Consider the following 24,055-nt stretch of genomic DNA (forward strand, 5'->3'; position numbering starts at 1 on the left):
GACGGTTTGGCGACCCGTTGAGGGTCTCCTCGGGCGGCACATGTGTCCTCAGGTGTATAAGCGGCACTCCTGGACGCATGGACGGCCTTCAGGGGCCCACTCGCCGCCACGCCTGTCCCGGTAGACCCTTCCTCGCGCCGCCGGACGGGTCCCGCTGCCCGGCCGGACCCTCAGGCCACCCACTCCCACTCGCGTGTCCTATATGGGCTGGTTTGGCGGCCCGTTCGGGGTCTCTTTGGGCGGCACGTGTGTCCTCAGGTGCATTGGGGGGCACTCCTGGACGCATGGGCGGCCTTCCGGGGCCCACTCGCCGCCACATGCGCCCCAGCGGACACCTTCCGTACTGCCGGACGGGGCCTGCCGCCCGGTCGACCCCTCAGGCCGCCCACTCCCACCGGTGTGCCCCATATGACCCCATTTGATGGGGCGTTGGGGGTCTTCGCGGGCGGCACATGTGTCCTCAGGTGCATTAGCGGCACTCCACGACACATAGACGGCCTTCAGGGGCCCACTTGCCGTCACCCGCGTCCCAGCAACCCCGCAACCCACACCACGGTGACCAGCGGGGCATGTGTCTGAGGAACTGGCGGCCGTCAGCCGCTGAGACGAGCCGGACCGCCCCATTCCTCTGCCGCGCAGCCCCGCAGGGCCCACCGGCCCGCCTGCCCCTGAGCCGAGTGGCAGTACGGCACCACCCCTTGGGCCCCCTCCCCCCGGCCGCCCCCCCCTCTTCCGTACACGCGCCGGAAGGGGAGGTGTCAAGGGCGGAGCGCAGCGGAGTCGGCGTAGCCGACGCGACGAAGGAGCGCCCTTTACTCCTCCCCTGGAGGCGCGACACTGGCAGGAGGAGGGGCGGCCCAGGCGCCCACCACCTCCGCCACCGGCCCACCCCGGTCTACCTCTTGGTACTGACCCGCAGCCGACAACATCACAGCGCCCAGGGGGCATGAGTCCCCACCGGCCCGCCCGGTTAGGCGCCGGTGAGGGTGTCGGTGGTCAGGGCCGCGAGGAAGGTGGCCCAGGCGGCGCCGGAGGTGTGGGCGGCGGGGAGGGCGCGGTCCTTGGTGTCGCGGAAGGCTATGCCCGTGATGGCGGGGATGGGGGCGACTTCGACGCAGTTGCTGTCGCTGGCGGTGTAGGAACTCGTGCGCCAGGCCGCACCTGTGAGGTCGATGGCGTGGTGATCGGCCAGCTCATTCATTCAAGATCAGCTCTTTCTCGACGCTGTTGATCAGCTCCCGGCTATCGTCCTCCGAGAGCGCGGCCCCGGACAAGTTCCCGAACAGACGGCTCAGACGCTTGAGTGCCAGCGGATCGTCCCGATAGCCGAGAAGGCTCTCCGCGGACTCGGTGAAGGCGACGTCCACTTGAGAGTCTCTCTGTGAGGCGAACAGAGTGAAAGCCCCTGTGCTCACGGCCCGCTCGCCCGCCTGGAAGGGGATGACCCTGAACCGGACATTGTCCAGCTGAGAGACCTCGGTGAGGTGCCTCAACTGCTCGCCCATCACCGTGGCGCCGCCGATGAGGAGGCGCAGCGCCGCTTCGGTGACCACAGCGTCAAGGATCAACGGCTCTTCCTCGCGCAGCCGTTCCTGCCGTCGCATCCTTACCTCGACAAGGCTGTCCACCTGATCGGGACCCAATGCGGCTACACCGGTAGCGGTCACCGCACGTGCGTAGGCCGTCGTCTGGAGCGGTCCGGGGATCAGCAGCGGCTGGTACTCGAAGCATCGGACGGCCTCTGCCTCGTAGGCGAGGAATTCGGCATAGTTCGCGCTGATCACGTCGTTGTACGCGTACCACCACGGCGGAACCTGTTGTCGTCCCTTGATCATCAGTTCTCTGAGTTCGGACAGCATGGGTTCCGCGACCTCGAACAGGTCCATGAAGGCTTCGAAGTCCTTCTTCGTGCAGGTGCGTTTCCCGTTCTCTATGCGGCTGACCTTCGAGTTGTGACAGTTGAGGTGCGTTCCCACCTCCTCGGTGGTGAACCCCTGCTGATCGCGCAACTTGCGCAGTGCGACGCCGAGTTTCCGGCGCGAGGCGAGCGGGCTCACGTTGCTCAGAGCGGTCATGGCTCCTCCATCTCTCCTGTCCGTGAATGTCGCTGAGGCTACCGCTTCGTCCCCTTCGTTCCGGCGATCCTCACTCGAAAGACTGATGTTCTGCGCTGAATTGGCAATCTGCCAAACGCTGCCTTGACTGGCAAGCGGCAGCACCCACAGCATGTGTCGATAACGCGGAGCGATCGTTCCGCGACGGATCGTTGATCAACCCTGCCCTGCGTTCGGAGAGGGCCTGGAGGCGACGTGGAATCCCCCAACACACAACGTCCCGACCATCAGTACCGCTTACTGCTCACCGTCCGCCTGAGCGAACTCCCCGGGATCCGGCGCAAGATCACCGGCCGGCTGCGCCTCTGGGACCTGGAGCACCTGGCGGACGACACCTGCGCGATCGTCACTGAGCTGCTCGCCAACGTGCACCGGCATGCCGACGGCCGCGCCGTTCTGCTTCTGCGGCGGTGGCCCGGGCGGCTGTTGATCACGGTCAGCGACCGGTCCAGGGAGCTGCCCGCCGCCAAGGAGCCGGACTGGATCGCGGAGTCGGGGCGGGGGCTGTGCATTGTCGACGCGCTGGCCGACTGGTGGCGGGCCGAACCCACCGCGACGGGCAAGGACATCACCGCGTCGCTGGCGTGCCGGGAGAACGTACGGGCCCTGTGGTGAGTCGGCCCGAGATCGCCGTCACCCTCTGCGCCGCCCTGTGGATCGCCGCGCTGGCCGTCGCCGTGGCCCGTCCGTAGGGGCGTAGGGGCGTAAGGGCGAAACGGCAAGCGGCGGCCCGCACGTCGCGTGGACGTACGGGCCGCCGGGCCAACAGCGCCTGGAGTGCGGCTACTTCACTTGGCCGTGTAGACGTTGGTCAGCGGGCCGTAGCCCTCGCCCTGGAAGCTGATGTAGTCGGACGAGCCGACAACGTCGGAGGCTTTGACCGTCCAGGAGTACGTGTAGCCGTTGATGGTCGGCGGCACATAGGCGATCGGGTTCCACGACCACTGCCCGGAGGTGGCTCCGGCGTAGGACAGCAGGGTGGTGTTCTCGATGACCCAGGTGCCGCAGAACGGGTCGGCCGGTGAGTCGGTGGCGATCAGCCAGCAGCTCGCGGGCTTGACCGTCGGGCTGACGTACACCCGGTGGAAGGAGTACGGGACGAGGAAGTCCGCCGAGTACGTGACATTGCCGCCGGAACGGGTGACCTTGGCGTTGGTGACGGTCTTTCCGCCGGTCAGGGTCAGTGTCTTCGCGCTGACCGTGTTGGACGACGGTGCCACGGTCCCGTAGAAGTTCTGGGCGACCACGCTCAGTGTGTAGGTGTTTCCGCCGGGGTTGAGCCCGCCGATCGTCGTTGTGTGGAATCTGCCGGGCAGGGACGCCACGGTCTTGCCGTTGAGGACGATGTAGTAGCGGGCGATGCCGGTGGTCGACCTGGTCCAGGAGAGCGAGACCGAGGTGTAGTCGACCTTGGTCACGGTCAGATCCGTGGCCGGCTCGATCGGGGGACCCTGCGTGTCCGAGTACGGTGACGGGGGCGCGATGATCGGGACGCCGCCCGAGACCGCGTTCTGGTGTGCTGTCCAGTAGTCCCCGGACGGCAGTGTGTCGTAGGGGTTGGGCATGATGTCGTCGGTGATCTGGATATAGCCCGCCCCGCGCTCCTTGGAGGTGGCGGCGACCCGGGCGACCTCGGAGGCCGGGACGTCGTAGATGATGTGCCAGATCTTCGACGGGTCCGCCGGAGTCCAGTCGAGCGGCTTGTAGTTGAGCGCCGCGTTGGAGTTCCGGCCGTAGTAGGCGGCGTAGTCGCTCTCGTACGTCATGAGGACGTCCGCCGTGTCCTCGTAGCACTGCGGTACGACGGTGCCCGGGTTGAGGACGGTCATCGCCCCGGGGTGGCGGACCTTCGCGTACCGGTTGATCTCCTTGTAGAAGTTCGCGTAGTCGTTGTCGATCCCGCAGACGTTGTAGCCCTCGTCGAAGAAGATCCCGCCGATGGAGTCGCCGTACAGCTCGTACCAGGCGTCGACGTCCTGCTGGATCTGCGCGATCCAGTCGGCCATGCTCGTCGAGCCCAGCCGGGTGGTGATGCCGGTGTGTCCCAGGTATCCGGTGGGTACGTAGCCGAGCACGCGCTTGCCCGACGCGTGGCCCCGGTTGATCACATCGGCCCAGGCGCTGTTGCGTTTCGAGTCGGGCCCGTTGAGGACATTGGCGACCATCACACTCACCTTGTCCGACCGGGCGCCGATCAGCCGGTTCCAGGCCGCTGGATCAGCTCCGGGATGGATGTACGAGGCGATCGCCACCATCTGGCTGCTGCCGGCCTCGCTGCCCCACTCGGCCATGGCCTCGTCGAGAAGCTCCTCCAGCTCGATCATGATCCCGGAGGTCTCCCGGGCGGCTTCGGCGAGCGGGGTGCCGAAGCGGGAGCCGATCGACGGCACCTTGGAAGCCAGCCATGTGCCGAGCTTCTTGAAGGCCGCGGGGAGGTACTCCTTGGCGAACCCGACGAAGTACTTCTCCCACAGATACCCCAGGGCCATCCCGGCCAGTGTGGCGAGGACGATGTCACGCCACGCCGTCGCGGTGTCGAGGTCCTTGTCGATCGCGTGGGTGATGACACTCGCGAAGAAACCGGCCGAGGCGCCGCCGAGGGGGGTGCAGATGAGCGGGATGGTCGCCGCGCCCACACCACTGGAGGTCAGCCCGCCGATGCACAGCATGCGGAGGCCGTATCCCGCGAGACCGCCGACCACCATCGCGCCGAACTTCGCCCACCAGCTCGCGGACGCCTGGATCTCCGAGCCCGGGACGGTGAGGGTCATGGAGGAACCGTCGGAGGCCGATGACAGGGACCCCTTGAAGTCCACCCAGTCATCGTCGTCGTAACCGCTCTTGGTCACCGGGTTGTCGGTCATCGACTGCTTGAGCGAGGCGCTCAGGCTGCCGGCCTTGCTGATCTCCGCCTGGATCTCGGGTACGGTCCGCCGGATGACGGCCGGATCCAGGCCCAGCTCCGCCGCGTTGAGGGAGAGGGTGAAGTCCTCGGCCGCCGCGGCCGCTCGCGCGGGCGGCGCGGTGACGGCCACGCCGGAGAGCATCGCCAGTGACAGCACGACCACCAGTGTGCGGCACCAGCGGACCACACCGTTGATTCCGTAAGTTCTTCGCACGTACCTGCCTGCCTGTTGAGAGAAACGCCGGATCGGATCCCCCGGATGTGGCGCGTCGGCCTTTCTACGGGGCGGAACGGGCGGCAGGGGTGGCAGGCGAGAAACCGGGCGTGGTATTTGGGTTAATAGTCTGAGGGACCGTCAAAGTGCTGTGCGGACGGCGGTGTTCAGTGCCGCCGCCGCGCGGCCCAGGGCCAGGGACCGCGCGGCGGCGCCGCCGCGCTGTTACGCCGTGGCGGTACGGGTGGCGAGGTCCTCGTCCGTGATGGCGCGCAGCACCCGGCAAGGGGTGCCGACCGCGACGCTCATGGGCGGGATGTCACGGCTGACGACACTGCCGGCGCCGATGACCGATCCGTAGCCGATCCGGACGCCCGGGAGGACGACGACGTTGCTGCCGATCCAGACCTTGTCCTCGATCACGATCGGCTCCGAGAACCGCCCGAAGTCCACCCGCCGCGAGGGATGGACCGGGTGTCCGGTCGTGGTGAGGGTGACGCTGGGGGCGATCATGACACCGTCCCCTATCCGGATGTCCACATCGTCGACGAACGTCAGGTTCACGTTCCCGAAGAAGTCGTCGCCGATATGGACGTTGCTGCCGAAGCCGGCATGGAACGGCGGCAGCAGGATCGTGCGCTCGCCGACCGTTCCGAAGATCTCGACCAGCAGTTCCCGCTGCCGCTCCGTCTCGCCCGGCGGTGTGTGGTTGTACGCGAAGATCTGGTCGGTGCGGCGCCGGGGGGCCTGGAAGGCCGCCTCCGACTCGGTGTAGACCAGCCCCTTGGCGATGCGGGCCAGGACCTCTTCCTCATGACCTTGTGACACTGTGGTGCACCCCGTTCGTCGGACTCTTGAACCACAGCCTATTCCCGCCGTGAGGGACCCGGGCGGCACCCGCGCGGGACCCGTGCGGAGACCGGAGAGGGCACACGGGACGGGCCGCGCACCAGGTGCGCGGCCCGTCGGTGTTCCGTGGGGGGAGTGGGTGAGTGTGCGTGACAGGTGGGGGGGAGTGGGGGTGTGGGGGTGTGGGGGTGTGGAGAGTGGGGGAAACGCGGGAGTGTGCGGTCAGGCGAGCGTGACGCCGTACGCGTTCAGCGCCGCCACCACCGGCTGGAAGAACGTGGTCCCGCCCGAGGTGCAGTTGCCGCTGCCGCCCGAGGTCAGACCGTAGGCGACGGTGCCGTTGAACAGCGAGCCGCCGCTGTCACCGGGCTCGGCGCAGACGTTGGTCTGGATCAGGCCGGTGACGATGTTGCCGCTGCCGTAGTTGACGGTCGCGTTCAGACCGGTGACCGTACCGCTGCGCAGCCCGGTGGTCGAGCCGCTGCGCCGGACGGTCTGGCCGACGGTGGGGTTGGCGGCCGAGGTGATGGTCTGGTACGAGCCGTTGTACAGGTAGACCCGGCCCTCGGCGTTGGCCGAGCTGGTGTGCCGGATGATGCCGTAGTCGTTGCCCGGGAAGCTGGAGCCGGCGCGGGTGCCGAGCGAGACGGTGGTGGCCGAGTTGGTGTACCAGGCGGAGCTGATGTTGGTGCAGTGGCCCGCGGTCAGCGCGTAGTAGGTGGAGCCGCTGCGCACGTTGAAGCCGAGGGAGCAGCGACCGCCGCCGCCGGCGTAGATGGCCTGGCCGCCGGCGATCAGCTCGGTGAACCGGCCCTCGGTGTGCTTGATGGTGAGGCCGGCCTCGGTGTCGGCGACCGAGCGCTTGATCGTGGCGATCTCGGCGTCGGTGACCGTGCTGTCGACGGTGACGACGATCTTGCCGGTGGCCTTGTCCGTGTACCAGGCCGTGCCGGCGATGTCCGCGTCCTGGACGGCCGCGTCGGCGACCGCCAGCGCGGCGGCCGACGGGAGGGGCGCGGGCGCCGGGGCGGCGACGGCGCTGGGTGCGGCGAGCGCGACGGCGGTCACCAGACCGGAGGTGACGGCGAGGAGCCGTACTCGTCTGGAGATCGTGCCGAGGGGGGAGAAGCGCTTGAAGGTCACAGAATCCTCCATTGGTGGGGGGAGTGCGTGGTCCGGTGGGGTGGTGGACCGTTGTGGGCACGACGGTCCGCGGCCTCGTTTGGCCGTGTCCTGTCAATTGCTTGACTGAATCTTTAAGTCAGCGCGCCTTTCGGGCAAGGCCCACTTCTGGACCGGCGGCGACCGACGATCCGTCAGGGTCCGCATTTCGGGGCGAAGTTCCGTTCGTCGGCGCGCGCGGTGGCCCGTATGCCGGGTCGGCCCGGCTCCGCGCGATCCCGTTCGGGGCGTCCGCTCCGGCGCCTCCGCGATTTTGCTGAATGAACGTCAGAAACGCTTCCGAGCATGGGAATTGCCGGATGGCGTCCGGCGGGCGAACGGCCGGTGCGGCAGGAATGCATATGCGCCACGGTTGGTACGGGGCCCGTGGCGCGATGAGTTCGATATTCGGCAGCGGGAGGGGGCAAGGAGAAGGATCTACGCGCGAAGCTCGTCCGCTTGTGCGAGGTAACCCCGAAATGCGCGCGTGTTGATCATGGCTGAATCGCTTCCCTTGCGGGATGTCCTGGATCCGTGCGAAGAGAAGGGGCCGCGCGCGCCGGAAGCGCGGGCGCGCGCGGCCCCACCGTCCGCGGATCGTCGCCTACAGCGCGGCGTACACCGCGTCGATCAGCGCCATCCGGCGGGGATCGTCCACGATCCGCGTCCCCATCCGGTTCATCACATATCCGAGGCTGATGCCCGCCTCCGGATCGGCGAGCCCGCAGGAGCCGCCGGCGCCCTCGTGCCCGAACGCCCGGGGGTTGGGCCCGTACGAGTGGTTCTCACCGCTGAGCCAGAGCCCGAGGCCCACCTCCGTCTCGTGCGCGAAGCCCACGCCCAGGACCAGGTCCCGGCAGCGGCCCTGGCCCTCCCGTACCCGCTCGACCGTCTCCGCGGAGAGCGCCCGGTGCTCACCCGCCCGGCCACCGGTGGCGAAGATCCCGTACAGCGCGGCGACCGCGCGGGCCGTGCCGTGGCCGTTCGCCGCCGGGACCTCGGCGGCCCGCCACCGGGCGCTGTTCGCTTCCGTCAGATCGATCGCCGGGTTGGTCAGCGCCGCCACCCCCACCGGCTCCAACCGGGCGAAGGCGGCGGCCTGTTCGGGGGTCGGGCCGGTGGTCGACGCCACCAGCTCGGCGAGCCGGCCGACCTCCTTCTCCGGCAGCCCGATGGTGAAGTCGATCCCGAGCGGCTCGGTCACCTCCTGCCGCAGGAAGGCGCCGGGCAGCTGTCCGGTGATCCGCCGCACCAGCTCGCCGACCAGGAAGCCGTACGTCAGTACGTGGTAGCCGGACCGGGTGCCCGGCTCCCACCACGGCTCCGTCGCGGCGAGCCGCGCGGTCGTGAACTCCCAGTCGTAGAACTGCTCCAGCGAGTGCGGCTCGCGCAGCGCGGCGAGCCCCGCGCGGTGCGCCAGCAACTCCCGTACGAGGACGGACTCCTTGCCCGCCGCCGCGAACTCCGGCCAGTACGCGGCGACCGGCGCGTCCGGGTCCAGCAGCCCGCGGTCGATCAGCAGATGCGCGCAGAGCGCCGTCGCGCCCTTCGTCGTGGACCACACGTTGACCAGGGTGTCCCGCTCCCACGGCCGGGTGCGCGCGCCATCGGCCCAGCCGCCCCACAGATCGACCACGGGCTCACCGTCGGCCAGTACGGTCACGGCGGCGCCGAGTTCGTCGTGCGCGTCGAAGTTCCGCTCGAACGCGGCGCGCACACCGGCGAAGCGTGTGTCGCAGTGGCCCTGGATCCGCGGTACGCGTTGTGTCATGGAACCCTCCGTCGCCCCGGGCGGACCGGGTCGGCCCGCTGAGATCCGGTTCTCGGCAACGTACCGACGGGCAATGGCGGTTGGAAGACGTGGGAAGGCGCGGTCCCAGGGGGTGTCCCGCGCGCGTCAGCGCCGCCGGTGACGCGCGACGGCGTCGTTGTTGGCGCACCGCACCGAGCAGTAGACCCGTCTGCCGTTGCGGGAGGTGTCCACGAAGGCCCGCCCGCAGCCGGCGCGGGCGCACCTGCCGAGCCGGGTGTGGCTGGCGAAACAGACGACGTACGCCAGCCCGGCCGCCGTGGCCGCCTTGATGTGCGCGACCGAGCCGAGGGCCGGGTCCGCGTAGTGGAGGTGGGGCCCGTGGCCGTCGTGCGTGGTGATGTACGGCCGGCTCGCGGCGTCGGCCAGCAGGGCGTTGACCCGGTCGCGCCGTACCTCCAGCTCCTGCGGCCCGAAGCAGGGCGCCAGCCGGCGGCTCCAGACCTCGACGGCGGCGGTGCCCGAAGCGGAGAGCGCGTGCCGGACGATCCCGCGCGCGATCAGGAGCGCCTCCGTCCGCTCCGGGGTGAAGGGCGACTCCGCGTTGGCCAGATCGGCGGCGAGCAGCGCGGCCTCGCCGCCGTAGTGGTTGAACTGCATCGGGCCAATGTAGAGGCCGATCCATGGGATGAACCGCTGTAAGGGTTGAATGTATCTAGGTGATGACCTCAGCCTGAGTCCATGCGGACGTGCGGCGGTGACGGCAGTGGCGACGGCAACGGCAGTGACGGCAGTGACAGCGGCAGCGACGGCGGCGGCGGTGACGGACACGTGGGGGACGACGACCGGTGCGCGGTGTGCGACCGGCCCGGCGCCGACGCGTGCCGCTGGTCCCTGCTCTCCTGCCACACCACGTCGGCGGGGGTCGTGGAGTACTGTGGCTGCCGCTGCGGGACGGTCGCGGTCCTGATCGACGGCCGGATCGACAAGGTCCTCGGCCGCCGGGGCGCCCACTGGGCGCCGGACCGGACGGGTGAGGAATCCGTTGAGGCGCCGCTCCGGGGGTAACAGACAGCGGAGCGCGAACGTTTCCGATCCGATTCGATCCGATCCGAAGCCCGAGGGAAGAGCGGACCGCCATGAGCGACCTCCAGATCGTCCTTGCCGTGGGCGCGGTGCTCGCGGCCCTCACCCTGGGCGTGGCGATCACGCTGACCGTCCGGCTCGTACGGGCGCGTGGCGCGCTGCGCGCTGCTGGCCTCCCCACCGGGAAGCGCTGGGTGTTCTGGGCGGCACTCGCCTATCTGGTGCTGCCGGTCGACCTGATTCCCGACCCGGTCTACCTCGACGACATCGGTGTGCTGCTGCTGGCGCTGCGCTCGATGCGCGCCGCCGTCGACCCGGGAGCGGATGTGGACGCGGGTGCGGGTGCGGGGGCGCACGGGATCGAGGGAGGCGTGATCAAGGGCGGTCGCCGGCTCCGGGGCTGAGTCCGGACCGGTCCACGTCTGATCCGACGATGAATTCGGCAGATGATCGCACCGCTCGTCGCCCCGCCATTAGAGTTTCCGCTGAGGCTCATCCGGCACGAGAGGCACCAGTGACTCAGCACGCGCCCCCGGACGGCAACGGCGCCGTCACCGTCCGCACCACCGCCCCCGCCGGCGACTGGTGGCGCGAATCCGTTGTCTACCAGGTGTACGTCCCCAGCTTCGCCGACGCCGACGGCGACGGGATGGGTGACCTCCAGGGCATCACCGACCGGCTCGGCCATGTCGCGGAGCTGGGCGCCGACGCGGTCTGGCTCACCCCGTTCTACCCGTCCCCGCTGGCCGACGGCGGCTACGACGTCGCCGACTACCGGGACGTCGACCCGCGCCACGGCACCCTCGACGACTTCCGCGCGCTGCTGGACCGGGCCCGCGCGCTCGGGCTCCGTACCATCGTCGACGTCGTGCCGAACCACACCTCCGCCCGGCACCCGTGGTTTGCCGAGGCCCTCGCGTCCGCGCCCGGCTCGGCCGCCCGTGACCGGTACGTCTTCCGGGACGGCGCCGGTCCCGACGGCGCGGAGCCGCCCGCCGACTGGCGGTCGAAGTTCGGCGGGGCGGCCTGGACCCGGGTCCCCGATGGCCAGTGGTACATGCATATCTTCGCGTCCGAGCAGCCCGATCTGAATTGGGATAATCCAGATGTAGCCGCCGATTTCGAGCGCACCCTGCGCTTCTGGCTCGACCTCGGCGTGGACGGCTTCCGTATCGATGTCGCCCACGGGCTGCGCAAGGACCTCACCCCGCCGCTGCGGAACACCCGGGGCGCCGACTCCGTCTCGCTCAACGCCCCGCCGAGCGGTGAGAACCATCCGTTCTGGGACCGCGACGAGGTGCACGACGTCTACCGGACCTGGCGCAAGGTGACCGATTCGTACGCACCGCCCCGGATCATGGTCGCCGAGGCCGGGGTCAGCGCGGCCCGGCTGCCGCTCTACACCCGGCCCGACGAGCTGCACCAGGCGTTCAACTTCTTCCATCTGCGCTGCCCGTGGGAGGCCGGCGCCTTCCGCGACGTCATCGACACCTCGCTGGCCGGCGCCGCCACCACCGGATCGCTGCCGACCTGGGTGCTCTCCAACCACGACGTGGTGCGCCATCTCAGCCGGTACGCGCTGCCCGATGGCGCCGACATACCCGGCTGGCTGCTGACCGGCGGCCGGAGCCCGGCGGCGGACGGGGAGCGGGGCCGCCGCCGCGCGCGGGCCGCCGCCCTGCTGACCCTCGCGCTGCCCGGCACGACATATCTCTACCAGGGCGAGGAGCTGGGGCTGCCCGAGGTGGCCGACCTCCCGGCGGACGCCCTGCGCGACCCGATGTGGGAGCGCACGGGCCACGCGCTGAAGGGCCGCGACGGCTGCCGGGTGCCGCTGCCGTGGACCAGGACCGGATCCTCGTACGGCTTCGGTCCCGGCGGCAGCTGGCTTCCGCAGCCGGACGGCTGGGGCGAACGGTCGGTCGAGGCCCAGACCGGCCGGCCCGGCTCCTTCCTGGAGCTGTACCGTACGGCGCTGACCCTGCGCCGGGGCTTCCGCGGCGACGAGCGCTTCACCTGGCTGCCATCGGCCCCCGGCGAACTCGCCTTCCGCAAGGGCGCGGGCCTGGTGTGCCGGGTCAACCTCTCCGGCGCGCCGATCCCGCTGGCGGGCGGCGGCACGGCCGCGCCCGGCTCCGGACCCGCCGCCGTACCGCTGCTGGCCAGCGGGGAGCTGCCCGGGGGCGGCGTGCTGCCGCCGGACACGGCGGTGTGGCTGGACGCCCGGGAGGGCTGAGGCGGCCCGTACGGCACCGGTCCCGTCGGCCGCGTGGGCCGACGGGACCGGAATCCGCCTGAGGCGCTATGCCTGCTTGGGGTCCGGACCGTAGGCGTTCGGGCCCTTCTCGCCCTCGGTGGCGAAGAACACGATCAGGATGATGAAGCCGACCAGCGGGATGAGGCCGAGCAGCAGCATCCAGCCACTCTTGCCGGTGTCGTGGAGCCGGCGCGCACCCACGGCGAGGTTGGGGATGAAGACCGCGAGGGCGTAGATCGTGCTGAGGATCGTCAGGTCGAGGACGTTGCCGATGATCCCGACGACGATCGCCACGATGATGTTGATCAGGAAGAACATCCAGTATTCCTGGCGACGCGCACGCCCGTTGAAGACGGCGTAGTTCTTGAGGACGTCGAGATACCAGTTCATGTGCTTCCCCCGGGAGTGGTGAGGCTCGCCGCATTTGTTCGAGCCAGGGTGCAGAACATAGGTGGCTTGAACTGCACAGGTCAAGCGCGGTGTCCGAGTTGGTGACAGAGAGCTGAAAGTGGCCAAAGTCGCCCGCTGAACGGAGTGTTGCCGTGCGGTAAAGCCGCATGTGATCCACCCCGAATGGGAGCGCTCCCACGGCGAAGTTCCCGACCGGATTCAGGACAACGATCTCCGCCATGGTGACAACGGCGGCCTCCGGTTGTCAGGCTTCGACCACCGCACGGACGTCGACGCACCTCTCCTTGCCGGTGGGGGCAGCCACTGCCCGCACCGGTCCACGCTGACGCCCAAGGAGTCACCGGAGTGACGATCAACTTCCTTTCCACCAGGGCAGCGTCGCCCCACCCCGTCCGCAGATCCCGGCCTCGTACCCGGCCCCGGCCTGCCGCGCGCCGCGGCATGGCCGCCCTCGGCGCCGCCATCCTGACCGCGCTCCTCCTGCCCGCCCTGCCGGCCTCGGCCGCCCCCGGCCCCGGTTCCACCGGATCCCACCAGGCGCCACCGCGGATCGCCGCCGAGCCCAGGCCCGGTGCCGCCGCCGTCCCGCTCTCTCCGGCGGGGCGGGAGAAGCTCATCCGGGCCGCCGCCGACGCGGCGGGCGCCACCGCCCGCTCGCTGGAGCTGGGCACGCGCGAAAAGCTCATCCCGAGGGACGTCGTCAAGGACGCCGACGGCACGTTGCACACCCGCTACGAACGCACCTTCGCCGGACTCCCGGTCCTCGGCGGCGACTTGGTGGTCCACGACCGGGTGGCCGCGGGCGGGAACGGGGGCGCCGCCGCGAACAGCGTTGCGGGCGGCGGCGCGGGCGCCCGTACCGTCACCAAGGCGTCGGACGCGACGCTCGCGCTGCCCACGACCGAAGCCGCCGTCCCCGCCGCCGCGGCGAAGAAGTCCGCCCTCGCCACCGCGAAGGAGGAGGGCACGGGCAAGGCGGCCCCGGACGGAGCGCCCCGGCTCGTCGTCTGGCTGGGGGAGACCGAACAGCCCACGCTGGCCTGGGAGTCCGTCGTCGAAGGGGTACGGGACGACGCCACGCCCAGCAGGCTGCACATCATCACCGACGCGGCGAGCGGCGAGCGGCTGGAGACCTTCGACATGGTCCACGCCGGCGTCGGCGTCGGCAAGTACAACGGCCGGGTGGAGATCGGCACCACCCACAACGGCCGGACCTTCGAGATGACCGACACCGGACGCGGCGGCCACGGCACCTACGACTCGAACAACACCTCGGTCCGTGGTGCACTGATGACCAGCCCGGACGACACCTGGGGCGACGGCACCGTGACGAACCGTCAGACCGCCGCCGTCGACGCCGCGTACGGCGCCCAGCAGACCTGGGACTTCTACCGCGACCACTTCGGGCGCAACGGCATAGCCAACGACGGCGTCGCCGCGTACTCCCGCGTCCACCACGGCGACGGATACGCCAACGCCTTCTGGGACGACTACTGCTTCTGCATGACCTACGGCGACGGGATCGGCAACGCCAAGCCGCTGACCTCGCTCGACATCGCCGGCCACGAGATGAGCCACGGTCTCACCTCCGTCACCGCCAAGCTCAAGTACTCCGGTGAATCGGGCGGGTTGAACGAGGCGACCAGCGACATCCTGGGCACCGGAGTGGAGTTCTACGCCAACAACCCCCAGGATGTCCCCGATTACTTCATCGGTGAGCTGATCGATGTCCGGGGCACCGGAAAGCCCCTGCGCTATCTTGCCCATCCCTCCAAGGACGCCTCGGACGTGGGCACTTCGCAGGACCACTGGACCTCCGGGACCAGGAAGCTCGACCCGCACTTCAGCTCCGGACCCGCCAACCACTTCTTCTACCTCCTCTCCGAGGGCAGCGGACGCAAGACCATCAACGGCATCGACTACGACAGCCCCACCTTCGACGGCACACCGGTCGCCGGCATCGGCCAGCGCGAGGCGCTCCGGGTCTGGTACCGGGCGCTGACCCTCTACATGACCTCCACCACCGACTACGCGGGCGCCCGCGCCGCCACCCTCAGCGCCGCCACCGATCTGTACGGGGCGAGCAGCCAGGCGTACGAGGCGGTCGGCAACGCCTGGGCGGCCGTCAACGTCGGCGCCAACTACGTCAACCACATCGCCGCGAAGGCGCCGTCCAACCGCGACGCGGCCGTCGGCCAGCCGGTCAGCCGGCCGATCGAGGCGACCTCCACCCGGCCCGGCCCGATCGTCCACTCCGCGACCGGACTGCCGGACGGCCTGACGATCGACCCGGACACCGGGCTGATCTCCGGAATCCCCACCAGGGCGGGCGACTTCAGCCCCGTCGTCTCGCTGCGCAACTCCGCGGCCGAGGTCCGTACGTTCGCCTACGACTGGACCGTCCTCGCCTCCGGTGGCGACTTCTTCGTCAACCCCGACCGCGTCGACATCCCCAACTGGAAGACCGTCGAGTCCCCGCTCACCGTCACCGGCCACCAGGGCAACGCCTCCGCCGCCCTCAAGATCTCGGTCGAGCTGTACCACCCCTTCTCCGGCGGCCAGATCATCCGTCTGATCGCGCCGGACGGTACGACGCTCCTGCTGAAGGACTTCGTCTGGGGAGGCGACCCCGAACTGCGCGAGACCTACACCGTCGACGCGTCCGCGTTCCCCGCCAACGGCGTCTGGAAGCTCCGCGTCACGGACAACACTCCCGGTATCTTCACCGTCGACCCCGGATATCTGGACCGCTGGAGCATGCGTTTCTGACCAGTTCTCCGACCGGATCTCTGGCCTGATCCCGGCTGCTCCGTCCGGGTGAGGTCGCTCAAGCAACGGGCGGGTCGTGGACGAAAGAAGGACGGGTCCGCCGTACCGCGCGGACCCGCCACGTCCACGACCCGATCCCGTTTCCCGCTTCCGCACCACAGGAGCACGCATGCGCTTGAGCGCGCGTTGGGCACCCACCACTCTTCTTCTGCTGCTCGTCCCCCTGCTCACCGGCGCCGGCGGCGGCGCCGACGCCACGCCGGGTCCCGCCCAGGGCCTTGTCCCGGTGCAGCGCGCCGAGCGGGCGATCCCCGGCGAGTACATCGTCACCGTCCATCCGGCCTTCGTCCCCGGCACGGTGGCGCGTCAGCTCGGCGTCGTCCCGCTGCACACGTACGGCACCGCGCTGCGCGGCTTCGCGGCCCGGCTGACGCCGGGTCAGCTCCGTACCGTACGGTCCCTGCCCGCCGTCCGGGCCGTCGAGGAGAACGCCGAGGTCGGCCTCGATCTGCCGACGTCCCCCGGGCCCCGGCGGAGCGAGCGGCGGGTGCCGGCCGCGAGCTGGGGCCTCGACCGGATCGACCAGCGACACCTGCCACTTGACGGGCAGTACGACGTGACGGGCACCGGCCGGGGGGTCACCGCGTACATCCTCGACACCGGGATCGAGACCGCGCACAGCGAGTTCGAGGGCCGGGCCACGGTCGGCTTCGACTCCGTGAACGACGGCCGCAACGGCCAGGACTGCAACTCCCACGGCACGCATGTGGCGGGCACGGTCGGCGGCAAGACGTACGGTGTGGCGCGTGAGGTCTCCCTCGTCGCCGTGCGGGTGCTGGGCTGCAACGGCAACGGCAGTTCGGCCGGGGTCATCGCCGGCTTCGACTGGGTCGCCGGCCACGCCGTGGCGCCCGCGGTGCTGAACGCGTCCGTCGGCGGCCCCGCCTCCACCGCGGTCGACACCGCCGCCAACGCTGTCGCGAACGCGGGGGTGCTGCCCGTCGCGGCGGCCGGGAACAGCACCGTGAACGCCTGCGGCGACTCACCCGCGCGGGCCGGCTCGGTGTTCACCGTGGGAGCCACCGACCGGGCGGACCAGGAGGCGGCCTTCAGTAACTTCGGCCCCTGTCTGTCGCTCTACGCACCCGGCGTCGACATCGTGTCGGCCAAGCTCGGCGGCGGCTCCAGCACCCTGAGCGGTACGTCGATGGCCAGCCCGCATGCCGCCGGGGTGGCGGCGCTCTACAAGGAGGCGTACCCGAACGCCACACCGAGCCAGGTGGCCGGCTGGCTCACCACCAACGCGACCGTGGACACCGTGTCCCCGATCCACGCGGACTCGCCCAATTTCCTTCTCTACACCGACGGTCTCTAGGGCCTACGGCCGACCGGGTGATTCGCTCAGGAACCCCCGCAGCGGGGCGAACCCGATGGCGGGCCAACGTCGTTGGGCGACTGAAGGATCAGCCGGATCCCCCCCACACACACACACCATCTGAAGAAGGAGTCACCATGGACGCGATCCGTGTCACCGCCGTTGCCCTCGGGCTGGCCGCCGCCACCGTACTGCTGGGCGTCGGTACGGCCAGCGCCGCGGCCCACGCCGGTCACGAGGACCCCCAGGTCGCGCAGACCGCCCACTACGACGGCGACACCGGCAGCTACACCGCCTCGTTCCTCGCGATCAACTGACCGCCGGCCCCACCCCGTCCCGCCCGGCTCAGGAGCCGGGCGGGCGGGTGACCGGGGCCAGCAGCAGGCCGGCGACGGCGTCGAGGAGGAAGTGGCCGACGTCGTCCCAACCACCGCCCGTAGTACGGTCCTTGCCGTCGGCCAGCTCCCGCTCGAAGTTGGCGCAGGCGTGCACGATGACCAGCATCACCAGCCGGCTCCGGTGCCGCAGCACCTCGTGGTCCGCGCTGTCGACCAGCGCCGTGAGCCGCGCCCAGATCCGCTGGTGGGAGGGGGAGGCGGCCAGCTCACGGGTCAGCTCCCCGGCGAACGACGGGTCGGTCATCGCCTGGAGACTGAAGCGCGCGTACCAGGTGGGCGGGCCGAGGCGCCTGAGGTATTCGGTCAGGGGGAGCACCAGACAGGCGATGTAGTCGCGCGGATCGTCCGACCCGGCCCCCGCCCCCGACTCCGCCTTCCCCGCCGCCTTCCCCTCCGCCTCCGCCAGCATGCGGCCGCGGATCTCCTCCAGCTCCGTGTTGTGTTTACGGACGATGGCGAGCAGCAGCCCGGTCTTGTTGCGGTAGTGGTAGAGGACGGCGGAGTTGTTCGCCGCGCCCGCCACCTCCGCCACCCGCCGGTTCGAGACCGTGGCTATGCCGTGCTCGGCGAACAGGCACTCCGCCGTGTGCAGCAGCATCTCCGGTGTGGGCAGTCGGATGCCCGCCGCGGGCTTTCTCGGTTGCATGCACCTGAGATATCACACCTCGCGATATCGCCCTGCCGCCGAACCGGCGACGTCACCAGGCGACCCAGATGTCCTGGAGCCCGCCGCTCATCCCGCCGGTACGGAGCTTGAGATCGTCGGCCCCGTCGCGCAGCCGGAGCGTCGGCAGCCGGCGGGCGAGGGTGCCGAGGGCGACCTGAAGCTCCATCCGGGCCAGCGGCTGACCGACACAGAAGTGCGCGCCGGCGCCGAAGGTCAGATGCTGGGCGCTGTTCTCCCGCTTCTCGTCGAAGCGGTCGGGGTCCGGGAATTTGCGCGGATCCCGGTTGGCGGCGGCGTTGTGGGGGAGCACCGTCGTCCCCGCCGGGACCGCGACGCCGTCCAGCTCGATGTCCTCCGTGATGAACCGGGGGATACCGATGACCGCCAGGGTGGTGTCCATCCGCAGGACCTCCTCGACGGTGTTCGCGATGAGCGCCGGATCGGCGGTCACCGCCTCGAACCGGGACCGCTCCGACAGCAGCAGCGCCGCCATGATCGCGATCATGTTCGAGGTGGTCTCGTGTCCGGCGAGCAGGATGCCCCGGACGGTGGCGACCAGCTGCGGTGTGTCGAGCCGGCCGTCCTCGCTGTCCGAGACCCTGGTCAGCTCGCTCAGCAGATCGTCGCCGGGATCCGCCCGCCGCCGCTCCACGAGATCCTCGACATAGCCGTTGAAGTCCCGGTAGGCGTCGTCCACTTCGGCCTGTGTGTAGCGCGTCAGGGTGAGCATGACGCTCGACCAGTGGGCGAACTTGTCCTGGTCCTTGTCCGGGGCGCCGACGAGCGCGCAGATCACCCGTACCGGCAGGGGGAGGGCGAAACGGGCCGAGAGGTTCCCCGGCGATCCGTCGGCGAGCAGGCCGTCCACCAGGTCGTCGGCCATCGCCTGGACCCTGGGCCGCCACTCCTCGATCTTCCGCGCGGTGAACCAGCGGGTCAGCAGCCGCCGCCACTGGAGATGTTCGGGGCCGTGTGTGGCGAGGGGGCTTTCGCGCAGGAAGATACCGCCGTCGTCGGTGGTGGCGATCCGGGCCGCGCCGGCCCCCGAGCGGGTGAACCGGGGGTCCGCCAGCACGGACCGGACGCTGTCGTAACGGGTCAGCAGGGCCGCCTCGTCGCCGCTCGGCAGCCGTACGTGGGCCACCGGGCAGCCCTCGCGCAACTCGGCCCAGGCGGGCGGGGGTTCCAGGGTCGTCTCGCGGTCGAAGGGATAGTCGGGAAGGGTTTCGGGGGCGGTGTCGGGGGTCGGGTCGGCAGTCATCGTGCCTCCGCTCGGTGTGGGGAGGCATCACGGTAAGTCGCTTGACTTATCTGGCCAATCGGGCGACTGATGAATTCAGGCCATACATTAATTCGACCGACTTACCCGTTTGGATTCCCGGCCGGCGGTTCGGTCACCAGCGCAGCGGCAGGGCGGCGAGGTGGCCGAGGAGCAGGCCGGAGATGATCCGGTGGTCGTTCAGCGAGGGATGCCAGTCGCAGCCGAGGCGGTCCAGCCCAGGATCGTCGTAGGACCAGTGGCCGATCCGGTGGTCGCCGCGTCCGCCGCGTTCCCGTACGACCCGCTCCGCGGTCCGGGTGAGGGCGGTGGTGTTGGGGAGCGGGGTGGTGCTGACCACGATGTACGCCCCGCGGCCGTACCGGGTGCGCAGTGTGTCGAGGAAGCCGTGGTACGCGGTCGCGTAGGCGGCGGCGAGATCGTCCTCCGTGGCCCAGCGCTCACCGGGGTTGAGGGCGGTCGAGAAGTCGTTGATGCCGAGGCCCACCACGATGACCTGGGGCCGCCAGGTGTTCGGCCGCTGCCAGATGTCGCCCTCGACGTTCAGCAGGGCGCGGTCGTAGTACGTACGGAAGTCGGTGGTGGGGTTGCCGCCGTTGTAGTTGCGGACCATGCCGAGGCCGGAGTACGCGTTGAGCTGGTGGTCGGCGCCGAGGGCGCGGGCGGTGAGGGCGCCGAAGGAGAGGTCGGCGTTGCTGTTCCGGTTGACCCCGCCGTTGCCCGAGCAGTCGCGGGTGCCCGAGGCGTTGCCGTATCCGGCGGTGAAGGAGTCGCCGATGAACTCGATCTGCCTGCTCCGCGCCCGGGGCCTCGCGAGGATCGCGCCTCCGGGAGCCGCCACGAAGCCGCCGAACAGGCCCGCGGCCCAGGGGCTTTCCGTACGTTTGACGATCCGTACGGTGTGTTCGGTGTGGCGGAGGCCGCCGATCCAGGAGGTCGTCCGGCCGGGGGTCACCAGGGTGGTGGTGGTCGTACCGTCGATCTGGACGTCGTAGTCGTTGTCGGCGTCGTCGAGGACGATGCCCACGCCGGTGCCGCGGAACCGGCCCTCGAAGGCGATGCCGGGCCAGGTGTACCGGACGGCGCCGCCGGCGGCCGGGCTGACGCGGCCCACCGTGTGGAATGGGGCCGCTGCGCGGGGGCCGGGGGCGGTGGCCCGGGTGGGGGAGGCGGTGGCGGTCACCGGGGAGACGGCGGTCACCGCGCCCGCGGCGGCGGCCGTGAGCAGGGTGCGGCGGGATATCCGGGAGGCGTGCGGAAGTGGCTTCATCTGGCCGTCCTTGTGTGGGGTGGGGGGTGAGGCCGATGGGAGCGCTCCCAATGCGCGCCCGCTGTCGAAGGTGACCGCGAAACCGGCCGCCGTCAACCCCTCGGGCGGCGCGTGCGTGGGCGCTCCGCCGCGCGGGGGCACCCCCGGGCGGGCGCTCACGAGGGCAGGGGCCGCTCGTCCACGACGTGCTTCATGACCAAGGTGGAGGTCAGCCGCTGGACGCCCGGGAGGGTGGCCAGCCGGTGGTCGTACAGCTGCTGGAAGGCGGCGAGGTCGGCGGCGGCGACCCGGAGCAGGTAGTCGGGTTCGCCGAAGAGGCGCTGCGCCTGGATGACATGCGGGACGGCGGCCACGGCCTCCTCGAAGGCGGCCGAGGTGTCACGGTCCGCCCCGCGCAGCGTGGCGAAGACGAGGGCCTCGAAGTTCAGGCCGACGGCGGCCGGGTCGACGATCGCGCGGTAGCCGCGGATCGCGCCTGTCCGTTCGAGGTCGCGCAGCCGGCGGTGGCAGGGCGAAATGCTGAGCTGCACGCGGGCGGCGAGTTCGGTCACCGTCAGCCGGCCGTCGCGTTGCAGCTCGGCAAGAATCTTCCGGTCAAGGGCGTCCATGCGAAGAATTCTCCCCCATGGGTGGCCTGCGTGGGCAAAACACGGCAACACTTTCGGGCAATACGGCCCTAATCTTCCGTAGTGAGGCGATCAGCGCAAAAGGCAAGAGGGAACGGGAACGAACAGCGATGGATACGTCGACGGTGGCGGCTTTTCTGGCGGTGGATCTGCTGCTGGTGTTCACACCGGGCGCGGACTGGGCCTACGCGATCACGGCGGGGCTCCGGGACCGCTCGGTCGTCCCGGCGGTCGCGGGGCTGATAGCCGGCTACGCGGGATACACCGCGCTCGCCGTGGCCGGTCTGGTGGTGATCGTGGCAAGCTCCGCGACCGTACTCACCGCGCTGACCATTGCCGGGGCGGCGTACCTGATGTGGCTGGGGTGGGGCGTCCTGGCGCGGCCGGCGGTGCTGGGCGCGGCGACGGAGGCGATGCCCTCCTCGCGGGCGCGGATCATGCTCAAGGGGGCCGGGATCAGCGGGCTGAACCCCAAGGCGCTGCTGCTGTACTTCTCCCTCTTCCCGCAGTTCATCGACCCCGGAACGGGCTGGCCCGTCGCCGCGCAGACCGGACTGCTCGGCGCCCTCCACATGGCCGCCTGCGCGGCCGTCTACCTCGCCGTCGGTGTGTTCGCCCGTACGGTGCTGAAGACCCGGCCGTCGGCGGCGAGGGCGGTCACGCGTGCCTCCGGCGCCATGATGATCGCCATCGGCGGCTTCCTGCTGCTGGAGCGCCTGGCGCGCTGAGATCCTCCACGAGGCCGGCCGAAGGAGAAGAGGACACATGACAGAGCGGGCACAGCAGCGGCGGGAGCAGCGGCAGCAGCCGGAACAGGCGAGCCCCGAGGTACGGGCACGCGTCCGGGCGAGCTTCGACCGCCAGGGCCTGATGGCCCTCCTCGGCGCGCGGCTGACCCTGATCGCACCGGGCCGGGCGCACATCGTCCTCCCGGCCCGGCCCGAAGTGACCCAGCAGCACGGCTACTTCCACGCGGGCGCCACCAGCGCGATCGCGGACACCGCGGGCGGCTACGCGGCGTTGACCCTGTTCCCGGAGACGAGTGAGGTGCTCACGGTCGAGTACAAGATCAACCTGCTGGCACCCGCGATGGGCGACCACATCGAGGCGGTCGGCACGGTCGTCAAGTCCGGACGCACCCTGACCGTCTGCCAGTTGGAGGTCTTCGCCGTCCAGAGCGAGGAACGCGCCCTGGTTGCCAACGGCCAGCAGACCCTGATCCGCGTGAACAGGCCGGAGCGGTAGGCCCGTAGGACCGTAACCCGTGGGCCTGCGGGCCCGTAACCCGCGCGCCCGCGGGCCTGTAATCCCGTCGCCGGGAGCGGACGCCTGCCTTAGGCTCCGCGCGTGACGATCACGTACGAGTGGCGGGGCGCCATCGACAACGCCCCCCTCAACGCACTGCACGCGGACGGCTTCGGCTCCCCAGCGGCCCGGACGGCCGGGACCGACTGGCGCACCCGCCTGCACCGCCACAGCCTCGGCTGGGTCTGCGCCCGCGAGGACGGCTCGCTGGTCGGCTTCGTCAACGTCGCCTGGGACGGCGGGGTCCACGCCTTCCTCCTGGACACCGTGGTCGCCCGGCACCGCCGGTCGCGCGGGGTGGGCGCCGCGCTCGTCGCGGCGGCGGCCGACGGGGCCCGCGCGGCCGGGTGCGCGTGGCTCCACGTCGACTTCGAGGAGCGTCTGCGCTCGTTCTACGTCGAGGTCTGCGGCTTCCGGGAGACCTCGGCCGGGCTGATCGCGCTCTGACACCGCGGGGCGCCCGTACCCCCGTACCCCGTACGCCCCTCTCCCCGCGTCACCGCGGTTCGTGTTCGGTCCACGCGCGGAGTTTCTCCGGGTTGCGGACCGCCCAGATGCGGGTCACCCGGTCGTCGGAGAGGCTGAACGCCGCCACTGTCATCGTGACACCGGCGCGCTGGGCGATCAGGCCGGGTGTGCCGTTGACCGTGCGTTCCAGGAGCGTCAAGTTGGGGACCTTGTCGGCGATGTGGATCAGGTACTGGGCGATGGGCATGCTGCCCTCGACCGGGCGGAGGACCGTGCCGACCAGACCGCCGCCGTCGGCGATCATCGTGGCGTCGGGGTCGAGGAGCGCGACGAGGGCCTTGATGTCCCTGGCCTCCCACGCCTCCTTGAAGTGCCGCACCAGACCGGCCTGCCCGGCCTTCGGAACCGGCGGAGCCTGCGCGGCCCGCACCCGCCGGCGGGCCGACGACGCCAGCTGCCGGCAGGCCGCCGGTGTCCGGCCGACGATTCCGGCGATCTCGGCGAAGGGGTACTGGAAGACGTCGTGCAGGATGAACGCCACGCGCTCGGCCGGTGTCATCGACTCCAGGACGACGAGGAAGGCCATGTTCACCGACTCGTCCAGGGTGATCCGGTCGGCGGGGTCGGCCGGCTCGGACCTGCCGCCGCCCGCCCGTCCGCCGATCCACTCCGTACGGTCGGGCAGCGGCTCGGGGATCCACGTACCGACGTAACGCTCGCGCCGGTGCCGCGCCGACCCCAGCATGTTCAGGCAGATCCGGCCGGCCACCGTCGTCAGCCAGGCGCCGGGCGACTCGATGGCCTCCTGCTCCTGCCGCGACATCCCGTACCACCGGGTGTACGTCTCCTGTACGGCGTCCTCGGCCTCGGCCAGCGAACCGAGCAGCCGGTAGGCGAGATTGGTCAGCTGGCGCCGCTCGCCGAGGAGCACACTCAGGCCCGGCTCGGACCGGTCATGCCCTGGCTCGGACGGGATCGTGCTCATGGCCGTCGCTTCACCTCACATTTCGAGGGCCCACGTTGTCGGACCACCGAGACACTACCGATCCACCGCCGCGAGGCAGAACGGGGGACCCGTCATGACCGCACGCGCGACGACAGAGCCGACAGAGACGACAGAGACGACAGCACCGACGGAGCGGCGCGGCCCC

General features: G+C 70.5%; 23 protein-coding genes. 10 read left to right on the top strand and 13 right to left on the bottom strand.

Annotation, left to right across the window (positions count from 1 at the left end; translation table 11 throughout):
- Positions 1-970: 970 nt before the first annotated feature.
- Entirely contained in the window at positions 971-1,201 is a 231-nt protein-coding gene (locus DVK44_RS28765; RefSeq protein WP_114663396.1) for a DUF397 domain-containing protein, read from the bottom strand.
- The gene (locus DVK44_RS28770; RefSeq protein WP_114663398.1) at positions 1,194-2,075 is read right to left on the bottom strand and encodes a helix-turn-helix domain-containing protein; all 882 of its coding nucleotides are present in this window, start codon (positions 2,073-2,075) and stop codon (positions 1,194-1,196) included. Before DVK44_RS28770 ends, DVK44_RS28765 begins: the two co-directional genes overlap by 8 nt.
- A 234-nt stretch (positions 2,076-2,309) precedes the next feature.
- Between DVK44_RS28770 and DVK44_RS28775 the strand changes: the two genes are divergently transcribed.
- Positions 2,310-2,729, top strand: coding sequence for an ATP-binding protein (locus DVK44_RS28775; RefSeq protein WP_114663400.1), 420 nt, complete (start codon positions 2,310-2,312; stop codon positions 2,727-2,729).
- A gap of 173 nt (positions 2,730-2,902) precedes the next feature.
- Here the strand turns inward: DVK44_RS28775 and DVK44_RS28780 are convergent, their stop codons facing one another.
- From DVK44_RS28780 to DVK44_RS28800, 5 genes are all read right to left on the bottom strand, one after another.
- Positions 2,903-5,233 carry a spherulation-specific family 4 protein gene (locus DVK44_RS28780; RefSeq protein WP_162794088.1) on the bottom strand — a complete coding sequence of 777 codons (2,331 nt, stop codon included), beginning with the start codon at positions 5,231-5,233 and terminating at the stop codon, positions 2,903-2,905.
- Between the two features lie 225 nt (positions 5,234-5,458).
- Positions 5,459-6,061: a sugar O-acetyltransferase gene (locus tag DVK44_RS28785; protein WP_114663404.1), complete on the bottom strand. Its 603-nt coding sequence runs from the start codon at positions 6,059-6,061 to the stop codon at positions 5,459-5,461.
- A 243-nt stretch (positions 6,062-6,304) separates the two neighbouring features.
- Entirely contained in the window at positions 6,305-7,225 is a 921-nt protein-coding gene (locus tag DVK44_RS28790) for a S1 family peptidase (protein WP_181957552.1), read from the bottom strand.
- A 622-nt stretch (positions 7,226-7,847) separates the two neighbouring features.
- A complete protein-coding gene (locus tag DVK44_RS28795; RefSeq protein ID WP_114663407.1) occupies positions 7,848-9,014 on the bottom strand; it encodes a serine hydrolase domain-containing protein in 1,167 nt (388 codons plus the stop codon).
- Positions 9,015-9,140: 126 nt separating this feature from the next.
- Positions 9,141-9,653, bottom strand: a complete 513-nt coding sequence (locus tag DVK44_RS28800; RefSeq protein WP_114663409.1) for a CGNR zinc finger domain-containing protein — start codon at positions 9,651-9,653, stop codon at positions 9,141-9,143.
- An 81-nt stretch (positions 9,654-9,734) separates the two neighbouring features.
- Here DVK44_RS28800 and DVK44_RS36840 point away from each other — a divergent pair, with 81 nt between their 5' ends.
- The 3 genes from DVK44_RS36840 to DVK44_RS28815 all read left to right on the top strand — a co-directional run bounded on the left by DVK44_RS36840 (position 9,735) and on the right by DVK44_RS28815 (position 12,315).
- Positions 9,735-10,061 carry a hypothetical protein gene (locus DVK44_RS36840; RefSeq protein ID WP_181957553.1) on the top strand — a complete coding sequence of 109 codons (327 nt, stop codon included), beginning with the start codon at positions 9,735-9,737 and terminating at the stop codon, positions 10,059-10,061.
- Positions 10,062-10,132: 71 nt separating this feature from the next.
- Positions 10,133-10,483 (top strand): YkvA family protein, encoded by a 351-nt coding sequence (locus tag DVK44_RS28810; protein ID WP_114663411.1) that lies wholly within the window; start codon positions 10,133-10,135, stop codon positions 10,481-10,483.
- Between the two features lie 110 nt (positions 10,484-10,593).
- On the top strand, positions 10,594-12,315 hold the full coding sequence (locus tag DVK44_RS28815) for a glycoside hydrolase family 13 protein (RefSeq protein ID WP_408055367.1): 1,722 nt from the start codon (positions 10,594-10,596) through the stop codon (positions 12,313-12,315).
- 66 nt (positions 12,316-12,381) lie between these two features.
- Here the strand turns inward: DVK44_RS28815 and DVK44_RS28820 are convergent, their stop codons facing one another.
- Entirely contained in the window at positions 12,382-12,726 is a 345-nt protein-coding gene (locus DVK44_RS28820) for a DUF805 domain-containing protein (RefSeq protein ID WP_114663414.1), read from the bottom strand.
- Positions 12,727-13,092: 366 nt separating this feature from the next.
- Between DVK44_RS28820 and DVK44_RS28825 the strand changes: the two genes are divergently transcribed.
- From DVK44_RS28825 to DVK44_RS28835, 3 genes are all read left to right on the top strand, one after another.
- Positions 13,093-15,516: a M4 family metallopeptidase gene (locus tag DVK44_RS28825; protein ID WP_331461640.1), complete on the top strand. Its 2,424-nt coding sequence runs from the start codon at positions 13,093-13,095 to the stop codon at positions 15,514-15,516.
- Positions 15,517-15,685: 169 nt separating this feature from the next.
- Positions 15,686-16,891, top strand: coding sequence for a S8 family peptidase (locus DVK44_RS28830; RefSeq protein ID WP_114663503.1), 1,206 nt, complete (start codon positions 15,686-15,688; stop codon positions 16,889-16,891).
- Positions 16,892-17,028: 137 nt separating this feature from the next.
- Positions 17,029-17,208, top strand: a complete 180-nt coding sequence (locus tag DVK44_RS28835; RefSeq protein ID WP_114663505.1) for a hypothetical protein — start codon at positions 17,029-17,031, stop codon at positions 17,206-17,208.
- 28 nt (positions 17,209-17,236) lie between these two features.
- Here DVK44_RS28835 and DVK44_RS28840 read toward each other — a convergent pair whose 3' ends face one another.
- The 4 genes from DVK44_RS28840 to DVK44_RS28855 all read right to left on the bottom strand — a co-directional run bounded on the left by DVK44_RS28840 (position 17,237) and on the right by DVK44_RS28855 (position 21,113).
- On the bottom strand, positions 17,237-17,935 hold the full coding sequence (locus DVK44_RS28840; protein ID WP_114663507.1) for a TetR/AcrR family transcriptional regulator: 699 nt from the start codon (positions 17,933-17,935) through the stop codon (positions 17,237-17,239).
- Positions 17,936-17,987: 52 nt separating this feature from the next.
- Entirely contained in the window at positions 17,988-19,217 is a 1,230-nt protein-coding gene (locus tag DVK44_RS28845; RefSeq protein ID WP_114663509.1) for a cytochrome P450, read from the bottom strand.
- Positions 19,218-19,350: 133 nt separating this feature from the next.
- The gene (locus tag DVK44_RS28850) at positions 19,351-20,505 is read right to left on the bottom strand and encodes an SGNH/GDSL hydrolase family protein (protein ID WP_181957554.1); all 1,155 of its coding nucleotides are present in this window, start codon (positions 20,503-20,505) and stop codon (positions 19,351-19,353) included.
- Positions 20,506-20,660: 155 nt separating this feature from the next.
- A complete protein-coding gene (locus DVK44_RS28855) occupies positions 20,661-21,113 on the bottom strand; it encodes an Lrp/AsnC family transcriptional regulator (RefSeq protein ID WP_114663519.1) in 453 nt (150 codons plus the stop codon).
- 128 nt (positions 21,114-21,241) lie between these two features.
- Between DVK44_RS28855 and DVK44_RS28860 the strand changes: the two genes are divergently transcribed.
- The 3 genes from DVK44_RS28860 to DVK44_RS28870 all read left to right on the top strand — a co-directional run bounded on the left by DVK44_RS28860 (position 21,242) and on the right by DVK44_RS28870 (position 22,883).
- Entirely contained in the window at positions 21,242-21,859 is a 618-nt protein-coding gene (locus DVK44_RS28860) for a LysE family translocator (protein ID WP_114663521.1), read from the top strand.
- A 37-nt stretch (positions 21,860-21,896) separates the two neighbouring features.
- On the top strand, positions 21,897-22,376 hold the full coding sequence (locus DVK44_RS28865; protein ID WP_114663523.1) for a PaaI family thioesterase: 480 nt from the start codon (positions 21,897-21,899) through the stop codon (positions 22,374-22,376).
- Between the two features lie 102 nt (positions 22,377-22,478).
- A complete protein-coding gene (locus tag DVK44_RS28870; RefSeq protein ID WP_114663525.1) occupies positions 22,479-22,883 on the top strand; it encodes a GNAT family N-acetyltransferase in 405 nt (134 codons plus the stop codon).
- Between the two features lie 49 nt (positions 22,884-22,932).
- Here the strand turns inward: DVK44_RS28870 and sigJ are convergent, their stop codons facing one another.
- Complete coding sequence (gene sigJ, locus DVK44_RS28875) at positions 22,933-23,889, bottom strand: RNA polymerase sigma factor SigJ (RefSeq protein ID WP_114663527.1); 957 nt, start codon at positions 23,887-23,889, stop codon at positions 22,933-22,935.
- Positions 23,890-24,055 lie beyond the last annotated feature (166 nt).

This window comes from Streptomyces paludis, assembly GCF_003344965.1.
Lineage (GTDB): Bacteria > Actinomycetota > Actinomycetes > Streptomycetales > Streptomycetaceae > Streptomyces > Streptomyces paludis.

What these genes read in the sequence shown, in the direction of transcription:
- DVK44_RS28855 (WP_114663519.1), bottom strand. Translation starts at nt 21,113, where the DNA reads ATGGACGCCCTTGACCGGAAGATTCTTGCCGAGCTGCAACGCGACGGC.
- sigJ (WP_114663527.1), bottom strand. Translation starts at nt 23,889, where the DNA reads ATGAGCACGATCCCGTCCGAGCCAGGGCATGACCGGTCCGAGCCGGGC.
- DVK44_RS28835 (WP_114663505.1), top strand. Translation starts at nt 17,029, where the DNA reads ATGGACGCGATCCGTGTCACCGCCGTTGCCCTCGGGCTGGCCGCCGCC.
- DVK44_RS28845 (WP_114663509.1), bottom strand. Translation starts at nt 19,217, where the DNA reads ATGACTGCCGACCCGACCCCCGACACCGCCCCCGAAACCCTTCCCGAC.
- DVK44_RS36840 (WP_181957553.1), top strand. Translation starts at nt 9,735, where the DNA reads ATGCGGACGTGCGGCGGTGACGGCAGTGGCGACGGCAACGGCAGTGAC.
- DVK44_RS28850 (WP_181957554.1), bottom strand. Translation starts at nt 20,505, where the DNA reads ATGAAGCCACTTCCGCACGCCTCCCGGATATCCCGCCGCACCCTGCTC.
- DVK44_RS28810 (WP_114663411.1), top strand. Translation starts at nt 10,133, where the DNA reads ATGAGCGACCTCCAGATCGTCCTTGCCGTGGGCGCGGTGCTCGCGGCC.
- DVK44_RS28865 (WP_114663523.1), top strand. Translation starts at nt 21,897, where the DNA reads ATGACAGAGCGGGCACAGCAGCGGCGGGAGCAGCGGCAGCAGCCGGAA.
- DVK44_RS28860 (WP_114663521.1), top strand. Translation starts at nt 21,242, where the DNA reads ATGGATACGTCGACGGTGGCGGCTTTTCTGGCGGTGGATCTGCTGCTG.
- DVK44_RS28770 (WP_114663398.1), bottom strand. Translation starts at nt 2,075, where the DNA reads ATGACCGCTCTGAGCAACGTGAGCCCGCTCGCCTCGCGCCGGAAACTC.
- DVK44_RS28795 (WP_114663407.1), bottom strand. Translation starts at nt 9,014, where the DNA reads ATGACACAACGCGTACCGCGGATCCAGGGCCACTGCGACACACGCTTC.
- DVK44_RS28800 (WP_114663409.1), bottom strand. Translation starts at nt 9,653, where the DNA reads ATGCAGTTCAACCACTACGGCGGCGAGGCCGCGCTGCTCGCCGCCGAT.
- DVK44_RS28765 (WP_114663396.1), bottom strand. Translation starts at nt 1,201, where the DNA reads ATGAATGAGCTGGCCGATCACCACGCCATCGACCTCACAGGTGCGGCC.
- DVK44_RS28820 (WP_114663414.1), bottom strand. Translation starts at nt 12,726, where the DNA reads ATGAACTGGTATCTCGACGTCCTCAAGAACTACGCCGTCTTCAACGGG.
- DVK44_RS28830 (WP_114663503.1), top strand. Translation starts at nt 15,686, where the DNA reads ATGCGCTTGAGCGCGCGTTGGGCACCCACCACTCTTCTTCTGCTGCTC.
- DVK44_RS28840 (WP_114663507.1), bottom strand. Translation starts at nt 17,935, where the DNA reads ATGCAACCGAGAAAGCCCGCGGCGGGCATCCGACTGCCCACACCGGAG.